Below are 15,577 nucleotides of genomic sequence, written 5' to 3'. Positions count from 1 at the left end.
CCAGGATCGCCGGCAGCAACTCGATCCGGCGGCCACTGTGGTCACCGACCTGCTCGAGAAACCCCTCCAACGTGAACGGCGCCGGAATCGGCAGCGTCTGGACGGCTGACTCACACCATTCCCGCAAGCTCCGGGTGGTGGTGATCTTCACGTGTACTTCCCCCTCGGTGCTCGTGTTAGCCGGCCAAGACGGTGGTCCTGGCCGGTAACCCTTCACGACACGAGGCGAGCCCCGAGCTGCCTTCACCTTCGCCCTCGACGATGTCCCCCGGTTCCCCAACCGGACGAATCGTGCTCACGAGTGGAGGTAGGCAGTCACACCCCGTGTCCCTACGTACAGCACAACCCCGATCTGCGGAATGTGACTGCCGCAGATCCCCCTTGGGATCGGCCACGCCCTAGGACTACTGGGATCGGGCCTGTGACCAGCGGATCCCGCTGGTCACGCAGGCGCGATACTAACGGAGAGTCGCCTACACCGGGTGGAAGTTTCCGAACCCGGGTTACGCGCCTACTCCAGCCAGGGGTATCCCTGCCAGTTGCACGCATTACTCTAAGTAGCCTAGGGTGTTGCTGGTGAACGACGCCGACGCTTCACCAGGCACCACGCTCGGTCATCCTGATCAGCACTCCTGCGAACACGGTGAATGAAACGTGACGGTGATCACAGCTCCCACTTTTGCCGACTATCTCCGTCATCTGCGGCGGGGAGGGTCCGCGTGCGAGTTTCCCGCACAAACTCCGCCGGAAACCCGCCCAACAATCAGCCGCACCCAGCTCGCCTCCGACGCCGACATCAGCACCGGCTACCTGATCAAGCTCGAGCAGGGCCACGCGGACAGCCCGACACCGTCGATTGTGGACCGCCTGGCATCAGCTCTCGGTGTGAGCGAACTGGTGCGCCAGCACTTGCACGACCTGGCCACCCCGCCGCAAGCCCACCATGCGCCTCCGCCCGCACGCGTTTCCGACCTGCAGAAGCAGTACGTCGACAACCTCCACCCGTCGCTGGCGGGATACGTCGACGAGGCATGGAACGTGGTGTACGCGAACGCGGAGTACAACCGCATCTTCCGACAACTGGACAAGCACGGAAACGTCCTCGTCTGGTTCTTCGCCGAACGGCAGTCGCGCAAGATCATGGTCGAGTGGGAGATCGAGGCACGGCTCACCGTGGCGTGGCTACGTGGTCACATGGCTCGCCGCCGCGGCAACCCGCTGTTCAACACCGTGCTCAGTGAATTGGCCCGCTACACCGACTTCGTCCAGATGTGGAACGCACGCGAGATCCTGATGGGACGGCACAAACCCGAGATGCTGGTGCGCGACCTCGACCTCGGAGAGGACGTCACACTGTTCGCGCAAGTGTTCTCGACCCCCGATCCCAGCGAAGCCCTGCAGCTCTACCTGGGCGCCAAGATGACCACCGAGGCCGGCACCAGCACCTGAGCCGGCACTGGCTACCCGGCGAGGAACTCGCCGAGCAGGCGGTTGGTCTGGACCGGGTGTGTCAGCGGCGGCGTGTGCGCCGCACCGGCGATCACGTGCACTCCGGACGCGGCGGGCAGGCGCTGATGCAGCAGGTCCATCCGGTCGCGCGGCAGGGACACGTCGTGTTCGCCCCACATCAGCAACGCCGGGCAGCTGATTTCCCCGAGGCGCCCGCTGACGTCGTCGCGGTCGAGCAGGCAGCGGGCGGCCGGACCGAGCGGCAAGTCGCCGCGGCGCCAGGTCGCGCGCCAGTGTTCGCGCTGATCAGAGTCGCCGAGCAGCTGCGTCGAGAGCGGGACGGTGAGCTCGTCGATCGCGCCGCGCGCGGCCAAGGCGTCGAACATGCCTTGGTAGCCGATCTTGTCGTCGGGGTGACAGGCGGTTGCCTCGGTGTCCCACAGCACCAGTCCACTGACCCGCTCGGGCGCGAGCAACGCGGCGCGCAGCGCGATGAACCCTCCCTGGCTGACACCTCCGACGGCAGCTCGCTCCAAGCCGAGGTGGTCGAGCAGGCCGAGTGCATCGCGGGCCTGATCCCAGTAGGTATAGGGCGTGCCGGGAGTGTCGGGCGTGGCACCGTGGCCGCGAGCATCCCAGCAGATGATCCGCCATTGCGGACTCAAGGCCGCCACCTGGGCGGTGAAGATGCTGCTGTCCAGGAAGTAGCCGTGCCCCAGCAGCACGGCCGGGCCGTCGCCGCCGCTGTCGGTGTAGGACAGCGGCAGGTCGTCGATCATCGCAACAGGCATTGTTGAACGTTCCCCAGTTCGAAAAAGTACAGCCCCCTCGCTGGACTGCACCTTAGCAATACCCCGCTCGCGCAGGTGCCGTATCCGCAGGTCAGTAGTAGTAGGGGACGTCCTTGAAGTCGGGGTTGCGCTTCTGCAGGAACGCGTCCCGGCCTTCGACGGCTTCGTCCTGCATGTACGCCAGCCGGGTGGTCTCGCCGGCGAACAGCTGCTGGCCGACCAGGCCGTCGTCGGTGAGGTTGAACGCGTACTTCAGCATCCGCTGGGCCGTCGGCGACTTCCCGGCGATCGTCCACGCCCAGTCCAAAGCCACCGTCTCCAGCTCGGCGTGCGGGACGACCTCGTTCACCGCGCCCATCCGGTGCATCTGCTCCGCGGAGTACTCCCGGCCGAGGAAGAAGATCTCCCGGGCGAACTTCTGGCCGACCATCTTCGCCAGGTAGGCCGAGCCGTAACCGCCGTCGAACGAGCCGACGTCGGCGTCGGTCTGCTTGAACTTCGCGTGCTCGGCCGAGGCGAGCGTCAGGTCGCACACCACGTGCAGGGAGTGCCCACCGCCCGCGGCCCAACCCGGAACGACCGCGATCACCGGCTTCGGCATGAACCGGATCAGCCGCTGGACCTCGAGGATGTGCAACCGGCCGGCACGGGCGGGGTCCACTGTGTCGGATGTGTCGCCGCTGGCGTACTGATACCCGGAGCGTCCGCGAATGCGCTGGTCACCGCCGGAACAGAACGCCCAGCCGCCGTCCTTGGGCGACGGGCCGTTCCCGGTGAGCAGGACGCACCCGACGTCCGAGCTCATCCGCGCGTGGTCGAGCGCGCGGTACAGCTCGTCCACGGTATGCGGCCGGAAGGCGTTGCGGACCTCCGGGCGGTCGAACGCAATGCGCACCACGCGCTTGCCGCTACGGCTCTCGGCCGAACGGTGATAGGTGATGTCGGTGAAGTCAACACCGCCGGCCTCGGTCCACAATGCCGCGTCGAACAGCTCGGAAATCTGGGCATCGTCCATCCGCTCGAGCCTAGTGGTGATCACGTCCTGTCGTCCGCGTCACGTGGTCTTGATCTCGATGTCGCAACGTCCCAGGCCAAGCGTGAGCAGAGCTCTGATCAGCACTGTCGCGGCTATCCCGATGCTGGGCGGCCCACCCCGGATGATCGCTCCCGCACGTCGCCGCGACGTCCGAGCGCTCAGTTCGCGACGAGCTCGGCGACGACCTGCCGCAGGATGACCTCCGCCTCGAAGTACCGCGTAACCAGGTTCCCGCTGTCCAATGCACCGATGAGAAATCTCGGACCTCTGAGCGAACTCGCTGCCCTGGTGCAGGGCGTGTTTTCGTGGTCGGGCAGGACGTGGTCCCGGTGGCGCGCCGATGCGTGGACTACGCAGCCGGTTCCGCCATTAGCGTGAATGGCACGTGCCGAGAAGCCTTGCGAATTACGCTGATCGGGTGGCTAACGACATGCGTAAATCGGCGTTCCCGACACTTCTTTCGAGCACCTTCGCATACGTTGCCGTCACCGCGCCGGTCGTCGGTCCCGGCGAGAAGCCGTGCCGCCGACGACGGGCCGGCTCGAGCTGCCCGGCCCGCGGATGACCCCGGCGCCCAGCCCTGATCGCCGTCACCAGCTCCAGTGGGTGGTGCTGGACGCACGTTTCCACCTGCTGGCGGTCGGAGACTCCCTGTATCGCGGGGTGTCCCCGCGCGCCACGCTGGACCCGGCGGCTCGCCGGATCCTGCTACCGGAAATGGGCTCCGTCGCCGGCGACGGCAAGCCTCGCCAGCGCAACGTCGAGGCATTCAATCGCCGCTGGACCGTGCGCGCGCTGCCGATCCTGGGCGCGGTGTCGGGAACGCCGCTGGCCATGCTGGGTTGCTACGGCCCCGAGGGCACACCGTTCCCGCCGCGCCCCTCCATCGGCAGCTGGGAATGGAAAGTCACGCCACCCGGCCCGGATCAGCAAGTTCGGACCTACTGGTCGGACGAGCTCTACGACGTCTACGGCATCCCGAAGCCCGCCGCGGCCGCGCAGATGCTGAGCGGGCGCGCCCCCGACACGCTGTCGTGGTGGGAAGGTCCGCAGTACCTCGACGAACTCGTCGCCGACCACGACCGGCCCCAGATGCGACGCATCGTCGACGAGTTCCTGACCGCCTCAACCGACGCGCTGTACGTCCACTGCTTCACCGGGCGCAACCCGTTCACCGGCGAGCTGCGCAAGCTCCGCATGGCCGGGCGCAGCGAGGTATCCGAGCCGGGTGAGACCACCTGGTTCCGCGGTACGACGCTCAACATCGATCACCTGTCCCCCGACCAGAACGACCGGGTCGGTGCGCGTGACTACCTTGACGCCGCGCTGGCGCTCTCGCGTGAAGCGATGATCGGGATCGACACCAGCTACGAGCACATCTACCTGACCACCGGCGCCTTCGCGCAGCTGGGCGTGCGGTTGCCGCCGAGCCGGTGGCTGCCGAAGATGTGCCACCACGACGACCTCGAAACCCTGCGACACATGCTCAAGCAAGCCGGCGAGCGTCCCAACGACATCACCGAGCCGGTCCGCGTGCGCTTCAGATCGACCGACGGGGACTGGCGCTGGCTGGAAATGGCCGGCACCGGGGTCCGCCGTCCGACCGGCGAGCCGTATCACGTCCTGTGTCGGGTCAGTCCGGCCGACCCGGCCACCTCCTAAGTACCTGCCACTCGATCCGTGTGGCGGCATCGCCCCGATTGCGCCACCTGTCAACGGTCAGCGGGTCTTCCGGGTAGGCGGACGTCTGGTTGCCGGGTGGGCGGACACCAGCACTCCGGACTGGCGGACACCAGTTCTCCGGATGTGTGGTCAGGTCAACGAGACCACCCCCTTGCCGGCCATCGCCTCGGCCAGCCGGTGCGAGTCGCCCTTGGTGGTGACCAGATGAGCGTGATGCAGCAGCCGGTCGACTGTCGCGGTGGCCAGTGTCTTGGGCATGATTGAATCGAATCCGGACGGGTGAAGGTTGCTCGTCACTGCGATCGACCGCCGCTCGTATGCGGCATCGATGATCCGGTAGAACGCCTCGGCGGCGTCTTGGCCGGCCGGCAACATCCCGATGTCATCGACCACGATCAGATCGCAGCCGCAGATCCGGGAGACCGTCCGGGCCACCGAACCGTCCACCTTGGCCTTGCCGACCGCGACCGTCAGCGTCTCCAGGGTGAACCACGCGACCCGCATGTCCGTCTCGATCGCGACATGCCCGAGGGCTTCGACGAAGTGCGACTTCCCTGTGCCCGACGGCCCTGCCAGGGCCAGATTCTCATGCCTGCCAACCCATTCCAGGGTCATCAGCGACTGCTGGGTGGCCTCGGTGATCGAGGACTCCTCCGGCCGCCAGGACGAGAATGTCTTGCCCGTGGGGAAGTTCGCGGCCTTGCGCCGCATCCGCCGGGTCGCGGAGTTGCGGCCGCTGGTCTCCTCGGACAGCAACACGCGCAGGACCTCGGCGGGGTCCCAGCGCTGCGCTCGCGCGGTCGCCAGCACGTCCGGGGCGGCCTTGCGCAGGTAGGGCATCCGCATCCGACGCAGGATGCGGTCCAGTTCCTCGGGCAACTCGGGTGCCTTGGGGCCGCTCATGATCCGAACTCTTCCCAGCCGGAGGTGCCTGGTTGGGCGGAGTGGTTCTCGTCGACGGCCACCACTTCCCCGACCGGCGCCGAGGTGGCCAGGTGGTCCAGGATCGAGGCCAGGTCGTCCTCGCCGAACCGGCCGGCGATCGCGGCCAGCCCCAACGCCTCGTCGACCTCCTCGGTGCCGATGACCGCGGCGAGTTCGATCGCGCGGGTCATCTTCGCCCGGATCCGTTTCACGCCGGTCGCGCCGGCCTCCACCAGCCAGCGGCGGGCGCCCTCACCGAGTGCGAGGAAGGCGATTTCCAACTCGGTGCGCGGCCGGATCCTCGGTTCGCGCGGCAGTGGCTGGTCGGGATGGTGGGGATAGTGCTCGGGCCGGATGCGGGGATTGCCCGGCGTGGACAACTCGTGCCGGGCGATCTCGACCAGGCCATGCTCGACCCGGGCGGTGATCACCAACTCCTCGCCGGCGACCCGGCACCAGACCTTGCTGCCCTGATAGCCGTCGGGGGTGGAGTAGCGCACCGACCCGAACCGCACGGTCTGGTCGGTGTCGACCAGACGCTCCTCGCCCAGCGCGATCGCGTGCGGCTCGACGGGCAACACGTGCAGGTAGGCCAGTTCGGCCGCCAGCCGGGCGGCCGGGGCGGTCGCGGTCTCCCGGTGGGCGCGGGCGTTGACCCGCTCGCACCAGACGAGGCAGGCCGTGACCAGGTCGGTGAACGAGTCGTAGGCGGGCAGCAGGTTCGCCGAGGTCGGCACCAGATCCGCCTTGGCGATCTTGACGGTGTGCTCGGCGCCGCCCTTGGACTCCGGGTCGAAGGGCTCGCAGGTCTCGACCTTGCAGCCGTAGTGCCGTCCGGTGGCGACGATCTCGGGATGCCGGATCGGGACGCCGGCGATCCGGTCCATGGTGACGGTCTTGGGGTTGTCGGTGAGCAGATACGTTGGTGCGCCACCGATCCGGCGCAGAGTACTGTCCAGACAGGACACCAGGCTGCCCAAGGTCTGGTCCCAGGAGGGCAGTACCACCCGGAACCGCGACCAGGACAGCCAGGCGCAGAACAGCTGCGTGCGCCGGCCGCCCACGCGGGGGCCTTCGCCCCAGTCGAACTGCAACCACATGCCCGGCTCGGGCACCCATGGCCTGTATTTCCTGCGGTGGCCGGCCTTGAACGCCGTCTTGGCCTCGGCGACCGCCCGGCGGGTCGAGCGGTCGGTACCGGTGAAGCCCATGGTGACCAGGCGTTGGTGCACCACGTCGGCGCGCACCCGGCCTTGGGAGTCCTCGACCATCTGCTCGATGCGGTCCAGGTACGGGTCGATCAGCCGGGCTCGCCGGGACGGCTGGGCCGGGTCCCGACCGCTGTCACGCAACGTGACATATCGGGTGACGGTCTTCTCATCTACCCCGGCCAGTTGTGCTGCGGAGTGAGCACAGCGTGTCCGGTCGAACGCTTCCAAGATCTCCATGATTTCCCTGTCAGACTTGCTCAAGGGATCCCTCCGGGACGGCCGTGGCGCTGTGATCGACATCCAGAGCCAACCCCGACCGGAGGGATCCCGCCTGTTGTGACTGTTCAGGTACGTCTTCCGGAGATCTGCTATCCGCTGACCCGGAGGTTTGATGTCCGCCTACCCGGACCGAACTGTCCATCTACCCGGATTTTTTCATGTCCGCTGGCACCACCGATGATGGGCGCCGCAGATCTGCCCGTGCGGCGAAGATGACGACATCCCAAGGGTGGCCCGGCTCTTAGCCTCGCATTGTCATCATTTTGTCATGGTTTTCCTCGGTAACGGGTGAACACGGTCTCGCACGGTGCCGTCCCCGCTGTCTGCCCGACCGACCCGGCCGCACCGGCTCGCTTGGCTGAGCAGTCGCGACTGTTCCGCCATGGGCCGGTATGCTGCTGGCTGCGGTCGGCTCCTCGGCCGGGCCCGGCGCGCCGCTTCCCGGTTGCGGTCAGTCGGCCAGAGCAGGCACTCATGCCCGCAGGGTCGTGAATTTACTTGCACATCAAAGATTTGCGGCACTTCCGCAGTTCCTGACTTGGGTCGACCGGGCGACCTTTCGGGAGCAGAGCTATGTCCACCATCATCACGCCCGCACTTCGTTTCAAGGCCCTTGTCCGTCGTCGCCGTGAAAACACCGGCGAGACCCACGCCCAGGCGGTCACCGAGATCAAGCGGCACGGGCCGTTGCCTGCGGCGGGGAGCCGCTGGCAGGAGTACCTGGAGTCATGGTTGCTGTCCGAACTCAACCGGTGGAACGACTTGTCGGAGCCCGACGAGCAATGGCCCTGGCCAGCCAGCACCGTCTTGGGCATCACTGCGGTCACCCCGCGCCCGCACGAACTCGTGCTGCATGTCCACCCCGCCGCCCAGTTCTCGTTCCTCGAGATGGTGCTGCCCGGGGCGGTGCCGGACAAACAGAGTGACATCGGCCGGTCGGACGTGCCTCTGGCGTATGCCGGCGGGGTGCCGGGGCTGCGCGCTGTGCACACGCGGCGTGGGCTGGAACTGTCCTGGCCCGGCACTGGGGCTCTGATTCTGCTGGCGGGGATGCGGCGCGATCGCTGGCTCAGTCTGGAACGCGAGCTGCGCGCGTTCTGGGCCGAGGACGAGGACGCGATCGTTCCGCAGTGGGACGCCGGGGGGTGGCTCACCGGCGAGAAGGCGTGGATCCTGTTCGACCCGAAATGCGGCGGCGACGTCCGCACCGCGTGGGTGGACAGCGGGTTGTTGCGCCGTCTGGGGCTGTTCGGCGGGACACAGCCGCTGTGGGTGGACTGCTCGAACGACGCGTTGCGCCGCTCGGTCACCACGGTGGAGGTCGACTTCGGACCGCTTGATCGGCGCCCGCGTGGCCCGGGCACCGCGCTGCCGGAGACCGCTTCTGTAGACCTGGTTGCATCGCTGCCTCGCCGCGGCGATTCGCCGTGGCCAGTGCGCCCATCGAAGTACCCCCGCCTCTTGGGGAACCTCGACCCGGCTCTCCGAGCCGAGATCGAGGCGCTGGAAACCAAGGGGGTCGCGGAGATGGAAACCTGGACGGTGTTCGACCGGTTACCGGCGGCGCCGTGGCTGCCCAGCGCCGACCCTGCATCCGAAACCTCCTAGATCGCCGGCCGCCGAAAACGAGGAGCAGGGCAGGCACGGCGCTGCGGCACTACTGCGGGTCTTCTTTCTTGCTCTGCCGGACCCTGCGCAGCGCTCGCATCGTCTCGGTGATCACCGGCACGTCGGCTGGGTCGAGTTCCTGCAGTTCTCGAAGCACAAGAGCGCGGGCGTCGGAATCGGCGAGGATCGTCGCCAGTTCCATCTGCTCCATCATCGCCTGGGACCTGGCGTCGTCGAAGAAGTACGCCGGCGGCATCTCGAAAAAGTCCGCGATGGCCTCGACGACCGCGATCTTGGGCTCGGCGCTCGCGCCGGAACGCAACTTGCCGATGTAGTTGTGGCTGCACGGCTCGCCGGTGTAGGCGGCGACGGCCTTGGCGACCTCGTCGTTGGAGTGCTGGGACTTCCGCCGGTGTTTCCGGTCATCGTCGTTCTTCGGCTTAACGGTGTCGAACAAGAAGTTCAGCTTGTCCGCGAAGGACGTCTTGACCTGCGGGTGTGCCGGGTGCACAGCGACCTCCCGGGTGTACGCGGGTGTGGGCGCCCCGCGCGTGCCTCCCAAAATCTTGGGAGGCACGGTTGACAGATTTCGTGACTTCTCTATGCTTCTAGGTGTTGATGGTACCTAGCTTCACAGGATCTGAGAAGACTGGTGACACAGCGTTCCCCCTCACGGGGGTCACGCTAGCCCGCTGCAGGGGCCCCGGCGCAGCACTTCGGGGAAAACATGCGGGCTTTCGACCAGGCTTGAAAGGGGAGGCAATGATTCAGCAGGCGAAGCCCGCCCGGCGGCGCGGTGCCGCCCCGGCCACCGCAGCCAGGACGTCGCGAACGACCGGCTGACGAGGCACGCCGGCGACCGCGGCCCCGCCGCTGATCGCAGATCAGGCAGTTGACAGATCTGCGATCAGCGCCGACCGACGCGAGCCGGACACGAACTTCACCGTCACGGAGCACGGCTGGATACCCCCACAACAGGTCCAGCCGCCCCGGGCGGTGCGCGATCCAGGCGGTGGGACCGGGGAGGGGACCGCCGTCTGGGGAAAAGGTCGGCCAAACAGGAGGCCGACCCAGAAGGTGACGGCTGGCGTGCTGATTCACCCGTGCTGACCCTCAGCGCGTCAGCACGCCAGCCGGAGCCTCTCACACCGCGCGGTCCACCCGCGCGTCCAGGCCATCGCCACGATGTCCCTCCCCCGACCAAGCAGGGGGAGCATCCGATGACACCACACCACAGCCCGAGCTGGCAGCACACCGAAGACGGGCTGACCCTTCGACTAGGCCGCCGCGCCGACCGGGTCCCCAGCCCCATCGACGACTGGCTGATCGGACCGGAGGGAATCGGGACGACCGCCGATCCCACATCCGACCTCATCCGACTGGAAGGTCACCTCCGTGGCATCGGCGCGGAGCTGCTGTCCAAAGTAGGCACTGCCGAGACGACGATTTCCCGCTCCCGCAACGACTTGGACAATGCGGCGGGGCCGTGGTGGTCGCTCAAGGCGCGGGATCAGCGTAAGGAAAACTCGGCGAGACTGCTCGACGCCATCGAGGAGCACACCACCGCGGTCTCTGAGCTCGACGACATCCGCGAGCTGCAGAACCTCGTGCGCCAGTTCGTCATCGGCGTCGACGCGCCCGAGGGCCTGCTCGCCGAGTCCGCCGCCGGTTGGCAACGCTCGCCCGACCTTCCCGCGAGCGTGATCACGTTCGACGACGAGGACGCGTTCTTGACCGCGGACTCCCGCCGCACCTCCGATTCCCAGTGGGGATACCCGATCCTGGGCGGGGACGTGTTCGGCCACCAGTGGCGCCGAGACGGGGACGACGACGAGCCCGACAGCCGCCCGCTGGACCGCAGCGGCCCCTGGATGCTCGGATATCTCGAGCGCACCGGCGAGATCTACGTGACCCGCCGTGGCGGGTATCTGCTCCCGCAGGTGTGGCTGCTCGGCGCACCGTTCAGCGCTGCCCGCGCGCACGAGATCCTCACCGGCATCCAGCCTCGAATGCGCGAGCCGAACTCAGTCATCCTCGCGGCCGCCGCAGTCGCTGAGGCACTACATGACGAGCACAGCGGCAACACCGGGAGTGCGGCATGAACACGCGAATACTGCGAGCCGCGGCGGCCGGCATCGCCTTCACGGCCATGACCCTCGCCGCCTGCTCCCCGGGGTCACCATCTCCCCCGCCGTCACGGCCTCCCGCGCCAACCGCGTCGGTGAACACGCCGCCACCGGATCAGCGCGGCCCCGAGGTCACCGTCGAGGGGACTGTCGCGTGGCGCACCGATCACGTCGGCTGCGCCGAAATGGTCACCACAGCCGGTCAGCAGCTGCGGATCACCGGCCAGATGGCCACCGACCGCGAGCGCGCCGTGTTTGGCGGCGCAGCACCGAGCGAGCGAGTCCGCATCACCGGCTACGCCTTTGTCCCGCTCAATAGTGCGACCCCATGCGGAGGCGGACTTCCTTTCGTCGCGGAAAAGGTGGAACCCGTGCACCAGTAGTAATCAAAAAACAATAGAGAACATCTCGCAGGACCTGTTTATCCCCCGATAAATGGGTGCTTCAGCCTGCCCAAAATAGACACGAAATACGATCCAAAAATAAATCCAAGAATCAGTTGACATGCTTGTCCACCGTTGTGCAGAGTGAAGCGCGAGCAGGGAAAGCCCAGCTCACAAGGCCAGCAGGGGAGACGCTGGCGGCACCGGTGCGGCATTGCCGCACAGAGGGGCCCGACACCGGCAAGTCATGAATTCGACAACGGGGATCTTTGCGCCCGAATTCGCCGAACAATGACAGGCGTCGTGCTGTCCTCTGAATTCCGGTGTGTTTCGGGTAAGTCAACCGAGTACGGGGGCTTTACACATGGCAGTACGACCATCTCGCGCGGTCAGCGTGATCGCCGGATGCGCGGCGCTGGCCGGGATCGCGGCGGCCTCGCCGGCAATCGCGGCGAGCGACCAGGACGGCGATCGTGTCGCCGTCGCGGGCAGCACGCCGGCGTGGGCCACACCGGCCGCCAAGGTGGGCGACACCGACGCCCACGCGCAGCGCCACATCCAGATCGCACTCTCGCTGCGCGACCAGGCGGGCGCGGAGGCGCTGGCCAAGGCGATCAGCACGCCCGGGTCGCCGCAGTTCCGCAAGACCCTCACCGCCGGGCAGTTCAACGACCGCTTCGCCGCGACGCAGGCCACCGTCGACCAGGTCAGCGACTGGCTGCGCGGGCAGGGCCTGCGCGTCACCGGCGTCTCGTCGAACCGGCACTTCGTCGACGTCGTCGCCGACACCGGCACCCTCGAGCGCGCGTTCGGCACCCAGCTGGCGACGTACCGGCACAAGGGCAAGGACGGCAAGATCCAGAAGCTGGTGGCGCCCGAGAAGGTGATCACACTGCCCGCAGCGGTGCGCGGGACCGTCACTGGCGTCCTGGGGCTGGACGACTCCGAAAAGATGAGCACTCCGCAGAATGTGCTCCACCCCGCTCCCGCGGCACAGGCCGCAGGCGGCGCGAACTGCGCCACGTACTGGGGCCAGACCGTCAACACGAGCGTCCCGCAGAAGTACGCCGACCAGTCCAACGTCCTCTGCGGCTACAACACCGCGCAGACTCGGGGAATCTATGGCCTGACCAGCGCCAACACCGGCGCTGGCACGACCATCGGCATCGTCGGCGCATACAACGGGGCGACGACCCTCGCCGACGCCAACCGTGCCGCCGCGAAGTTTGGCTCGCCACCGATCGCCGCGAACCAGTACGCGGTCAAGCTCCCCGACGGCGGTTTCAACAACGACCCCACCTGTGAGCCGGACTCCTGGAACGGCGAGCAAGCACTGGACGTGCAGGCGGCCCACACCGCCGCACCGGCAGCGAAGTTGACCTACTACGCCGCCAAGGACTGCCGCACTCTCTACGACGCGATGAATCGCGCCGTCGCGGACAACCAGGTCGGCATCATCACCAACTCCTGGGGCAACAACGGCGGCGAGGCAGGAGTCGCCCCCACGACCCGCGCGCAGATGGACAGCATCGGCGTGCAGGCCGCGATCCAGGGTCAGTCGCTGATGGTGTCTTCAGGCGACGCGGGCGACGCGTCGGCCATCGCCGGCAAGCCGACCCCGCAGTTCCCCGCGGCCAACCCCTGGATCACCGCCGTCGGTGGGACCAGCGTCGCTGTGAACAGCGCGAACAAGAAGCAGTTCGACACCGGCTGGACCTCCTCGGCGCTGGTGCAGTCCGGCAACGGATACGCCCCGACCCAGGACAAGGACGGCCCCTTCGCCGGCGGAGCCGGCGGTGGCGTGGCAACCACCTACGACTTGCCGGACTACCAGACAGGCAAGGTCTCGGGAACGAAGCGCTCGGTGCCCGACATCGGCGCGCTCGCCGATGCCTACACGGGTTTCGCCATCGGACAGACCATCCCGGGCCAGGGATATTTCGAGTTCAACTCCGGTGGCACGAGCCTGGCATCGCCGCTGCTGGCGGGCATGGTCGCGAACGCGGCCCAGGCAGCGGGCACTGACCGGTTGGGATTCCTCAACCCGGCGATCTACAGCCTCGCGGGCACCGCGGCGATCTCCGACGTCACCCACCACTCCACCGGTGTGTGGACCAACTTCGTCGGCGGATACGGCGGCGTAACCACGCCGACGACGCAGGGGTCGTACCTGATCGATTTCGACCAGAAGCCCCAGACGTTGCAGAGCGGTCCCGGCTGGGACCCGCTCACCGGTGTCGGCACGCCGGCGCCCGGCTTCGTCGCCGCGCTCGGCAAGTAGATCCCGCTCGCGGAGTGGCGGCGCATCGCCGCTCGGGACGGCCACGCGTCGCCACTCCGCGCCGGCAAGCCCCCCAACAACCAGGAAGGAGGTCTCGATGAACAGCGAGGACGGCGGCCAGACCCCGCAACGGGATCAGCTCGGACCCGAGCAGGACGCCTCGCTCGGCCCGACACCCCCATCGGGAGTGCGCAGCTCGACGGAGCCGCCCTCGGGCGATCGGAACCGCCGGACCGGCCTGCTACTGGCCGCGGCGCTGGCCGTCGTCGTCGCCCTGGTCGCGATCATCGCCTTGGCCTCTGGCGGAGAGAGCACCCCACTGGCCGGGCCAGTCACCGACACAACCGCGACCGCCGAGGCGGACGCCGGTGACACCGGGGAGCAGATCGTGGCGCCGCAGGACGTCACCGCCGCGGCGCTGGCGGCACTGCCGCAATCGACGACGTTCACCACGGTGACGGGCGCCCCTGCCGACCCGGCGCCGACCGCACGCACCTCCGGCAGGATCGTGCATCCGACCACCACGGTCGCGGTGTTCGCCGCGCCCGGAAGCGCGCCGATCGCCGCATTGCCGCCCCAGCAACACTTCGCCGAGCTGGCCACCGACACCAAGGTGCCCGTGATCGCCGAACAACCCGGCTGGGCACAGGTACTGCTTCCCAGCCGCCCCAACGGATCCACCGGCTGGGTCTATCTCGAAGATCCGGCCGTCACCACCGAGCACAGCAGATACCGCATCGCGGTCGATCGCGAGCACTTCGCGCTCACGTTGTTCGAGAACGACGCCCAGATTGGGCGCTGGACGATCGGGGTGGGCAAGGCCGGGGCGGTCACACCCGCGGGGCGGACGTTCGTGTTGTCGTCCATTTTGGAGGATCACCCCACGTTCAGCCCGGTGGTTCTTCCGCTGGGCGCCCATTCAGACACCCACACGACTTTTGGCGGCGGTCCGGGGACCGTCGGCATCCATACCTGGCCGACCGCAACGGTTTTCGGTCAGGCCTCCTCAGACGGCTGCGTCCGGATTCCGCCCGACGCACTCGACGTGATCTCAACGACCGTGCCGCTGGGCAGCGTCGTGGACATCACGTGAACACCACATCCAACACACCAAGGGGGGACCTCGTGGTCCGCACTGCAACACCTCGCGCCACTCAGCGGGCGCTGACCGCCGCCGGAATCGGCGGCATCCTCGCCGCCGGAATCGTCGGCCTCACCCTCTCCAGCGCCGCATCGCCGGCCGCGGCCGCCTCGGGGTCGACCGCGTTCGGCGTCAAGGCCTCCGGCATCGACAACAAGTCGGCCAACAGCGGCTCGGTCTCCGGCACCTCGTTCAGCGCATCGGGAATCTCCACCGAGACCCGTCCCGGCTACGCCAAGGCCACGGTGGGGAGCCTGACCGTCGGGGGCAAGGCGATCGGCTCGGTCACCGCCACCTGCGAACAGGGCGTGACCAAGGTCAGCCACTCCGGTTCGGCGCAGAGCACCCAGTTCTTCCACGTCTCCTTCGGCGCCGGCGGGGGCAGCTCGGCGACTGGCGTCACGGTGACCATCACCGACGCCAAGGGCAAGGTCAGCCAGACGGTCACGGCGGCCGGCGTGACCTGCGACAAGGCCACCACCCCACCGACGAGCGAGCCGCCGACCGGCAAGCCAACCACCGATCCCACCGGCAAGCCTGGCCCGAAGCCGACGAAGACCACCAAGCCCGGCAAGACCGGAACCGGCAAGGCACCGGACAAGGACGCCGTCCCCGTCAAGCCCAAGCCCGGCCACCACGCGGTGACCGGCTGACCAGTGGCGGGG

13 protein-coding genes are annotated in these 15,577 nt (G+C 67.8%); 8 read left to right on the top strand and 5 right to left on the bottom strand.

Going from position 1 to position 15,577, the window contains the following annotated elements; all coding sequences use genetic code 11:
- The first annotated feature begins 654 nt into the window (after positions 1-654).
- Entirely contained in the window at positions 655-1,449 is a 795-nt protein-coding gene (locus BMY97_RS45330) for an MmyB family transcriptional regulator (RefSeq protein WP_245787828.1), read from the top strand.
- 11 nt (positions 1,450-1,460) lie between these two features.
- Here BMY97_RS45330 and BMY97_RS45325 read toward each other — a convergent pair whose 3' ends face one another.
- Positions 1,461-2,240 (bottom strand): alpha/beta fold hydrolase, encoded by a 780-nt coding sequence (locus BMY97_RS45325; RefSeq protein WP_091629830.1) that lies wholly within the window; start codon positions 2,238-2,240, stop codon positions 1,461-1,463.
- Between the two features lie 91 nt (positions 2,241-2,331).
- Complete coding sequence (locus BMY97_RS45320) at positions 2,332-3,255, bottom strand: 1,4-dihydroxy-2-naphthoyl-CoA synthase (protein ID WP_091629828.1); 924 nt, start codon at positions 3,253-3,255, stop codon at positions 2,332-2,334.
- Between the two features lie 540 nt (positions 3,256-3,795).
- Here BMY97_RS45320 and BMY97_RS45315 point away from each other — a divergent pair.
- Positions 3,796-4,938: a PAS domain-containing protein gene (locus BMY97_RS45315; protein ID WP_091629827.1), complete on the top strand. Its 1,143-nt coding sequence runs from the start codon at positions 3,796-3,798 to the stop codon at positions 4,936-4,938.
- A 150-nt stretch (positions 4,939-5,088) separates the two neighbouring features.
- Here the strand turns inward: BMY97_RS45315 and istB are convergent, their stop codons facing one another.
- Complete coding sequence (istB, locus tag BMY97_RS45310; protein WP_091629825.1) at positions 5,089-5,862, bottom strand: IS21-like element helper ATPase IstB; 774 nt, start codon at positions 5,860-5,862, stop codon at positions 5,089-5,091.
- Positions 5,859-7,331, bottom strand: a complete 1,473-nt coding sequence (gene istA, locus BMY97_RS45305) for an IS21 family transposase (RefSeq protein WP_091629823.1) — start codon at positions 7,329-7,331, stop codon at positions 5,859-5,861. The genes istB and istA overlap by 4 nt, the downstream gene beginning before the upstream one ends.
- A gap of 615 nt (positions 7,332-7,946) precedes the next feature.
- On the opposite strand from istA, the gene BMY97_RS45300 reads away from it, so the two are divergent.
- On the top strand, positions 7,947-8,981 hold the full coding sequence (locus tag BMY97_RS45300) for a hypothetical protein (RefSeq protein WP_091629822.1): 1,035 nt from the start codon (positions 7,947-7,949) through the stop codon (positions 8,979-8,981).
- A 49-nt stretch (positions 8,982-9,030) separates the two neighbouring features.
- Here the strand turns inward: BMY97_RS45300 and BMY97_RS45295 are convergent, their stop codons facing one another.
- Positions 9,031-9,492 carry a helix-turn-helix domain-containing protein gene (locus BMY97_RS45295; protein ID WP_091629820.1) on the bottom strand — a complete coding sequence of 154 codons (462 nt, stop codon included), beginning with the start codon at positions 9,490-9,492 and terminating at the stop codon, positions 9,031-9,033.
- 709 nt (positions 9,493-10,201) lie between these two features.
- On the opposite strand from BMY97_RS45295, the gene BMY97_RS45290 reads away from it, so the two are divergent.
- The 5 genes from BMY97_RS45290 (at position 10,202) to BMY97_RS45270 (ending at position 15,565) form a co-directional block, all read left to right on the top strand.
- On the top strand, positions 10,202-11,083 hold the full coding sequence (locus BMY97_RS45290; protein WP_091629818.1) for a hypothetical protein: 882 nt from the start codon (positions 10,202-10,204) through the stop codon (positions 11,081-11,083).
- A 119-nt stretch (positions 11,084-11,202) separates the two neighbouring features.
- Positions 11,203-11,490, top strand: a complete 288-nt coding sequence (locus BMY97_RS45285; RefSeq protein WP_091629817.1) for a hypothetical protein — start codon at positions 11,203-11,205, stop codon at positions 11,488-11,490.
- A 364-nt stretch (positions 11,491-11,854) separates the two neighbouring features.
- Positions 11,855-13,771 carry a S53 family peptidase gene (locus BMY97_RS45280; RefSeq protein WP_091629815.1) on the top strand — a complete coding sequence of 639 codons (1,917 nt, stop codon included), beginning with the start codon at positions 11,855-11,857 and terminating at the stop codon, positions 13,769-13,771.
- 97 nt (positions 13,772-13,868) lie between these two features.
- On the top strand, positions 13,869-14,864 hold the full coding sequence (locus BMY97_RS45275) for a L,D-transpeptidase (RefSeq protein WP_218157027.1): 996 nt from the start codon (positions 13,869-13,871) through the stop codon (positions 14,862-14,864).
- Between the two features lie 32 nt (positions 14,865-14,896).
- Positions 14,897-15,565, top strand: a complete 669-nt coding sequence (locus BMY97_RS45270) for a hypothetical protein (RefSeq protein ID WP_091629813.1) — start codon at positions 14,897-14,899, stop codon at positions 15,563-15,565.
- Positions 15,566-15,577: the final 12 nt, after the last annotated feature.

It is taken from the genome of Amycolatopsis saalfeldensis (genome assembly GCF_900110575.1).
Classification (GTDB): Bacteria; Actinomycetota; Actinomycetes; order Mycobacteriales; family Pseudonocardiaceae; genus Amycolatopsis; species Amycolatopsis saalfeldensis.
This window is presented reverse-complemented; position numbering and strand designations above follow the sequence as displayed.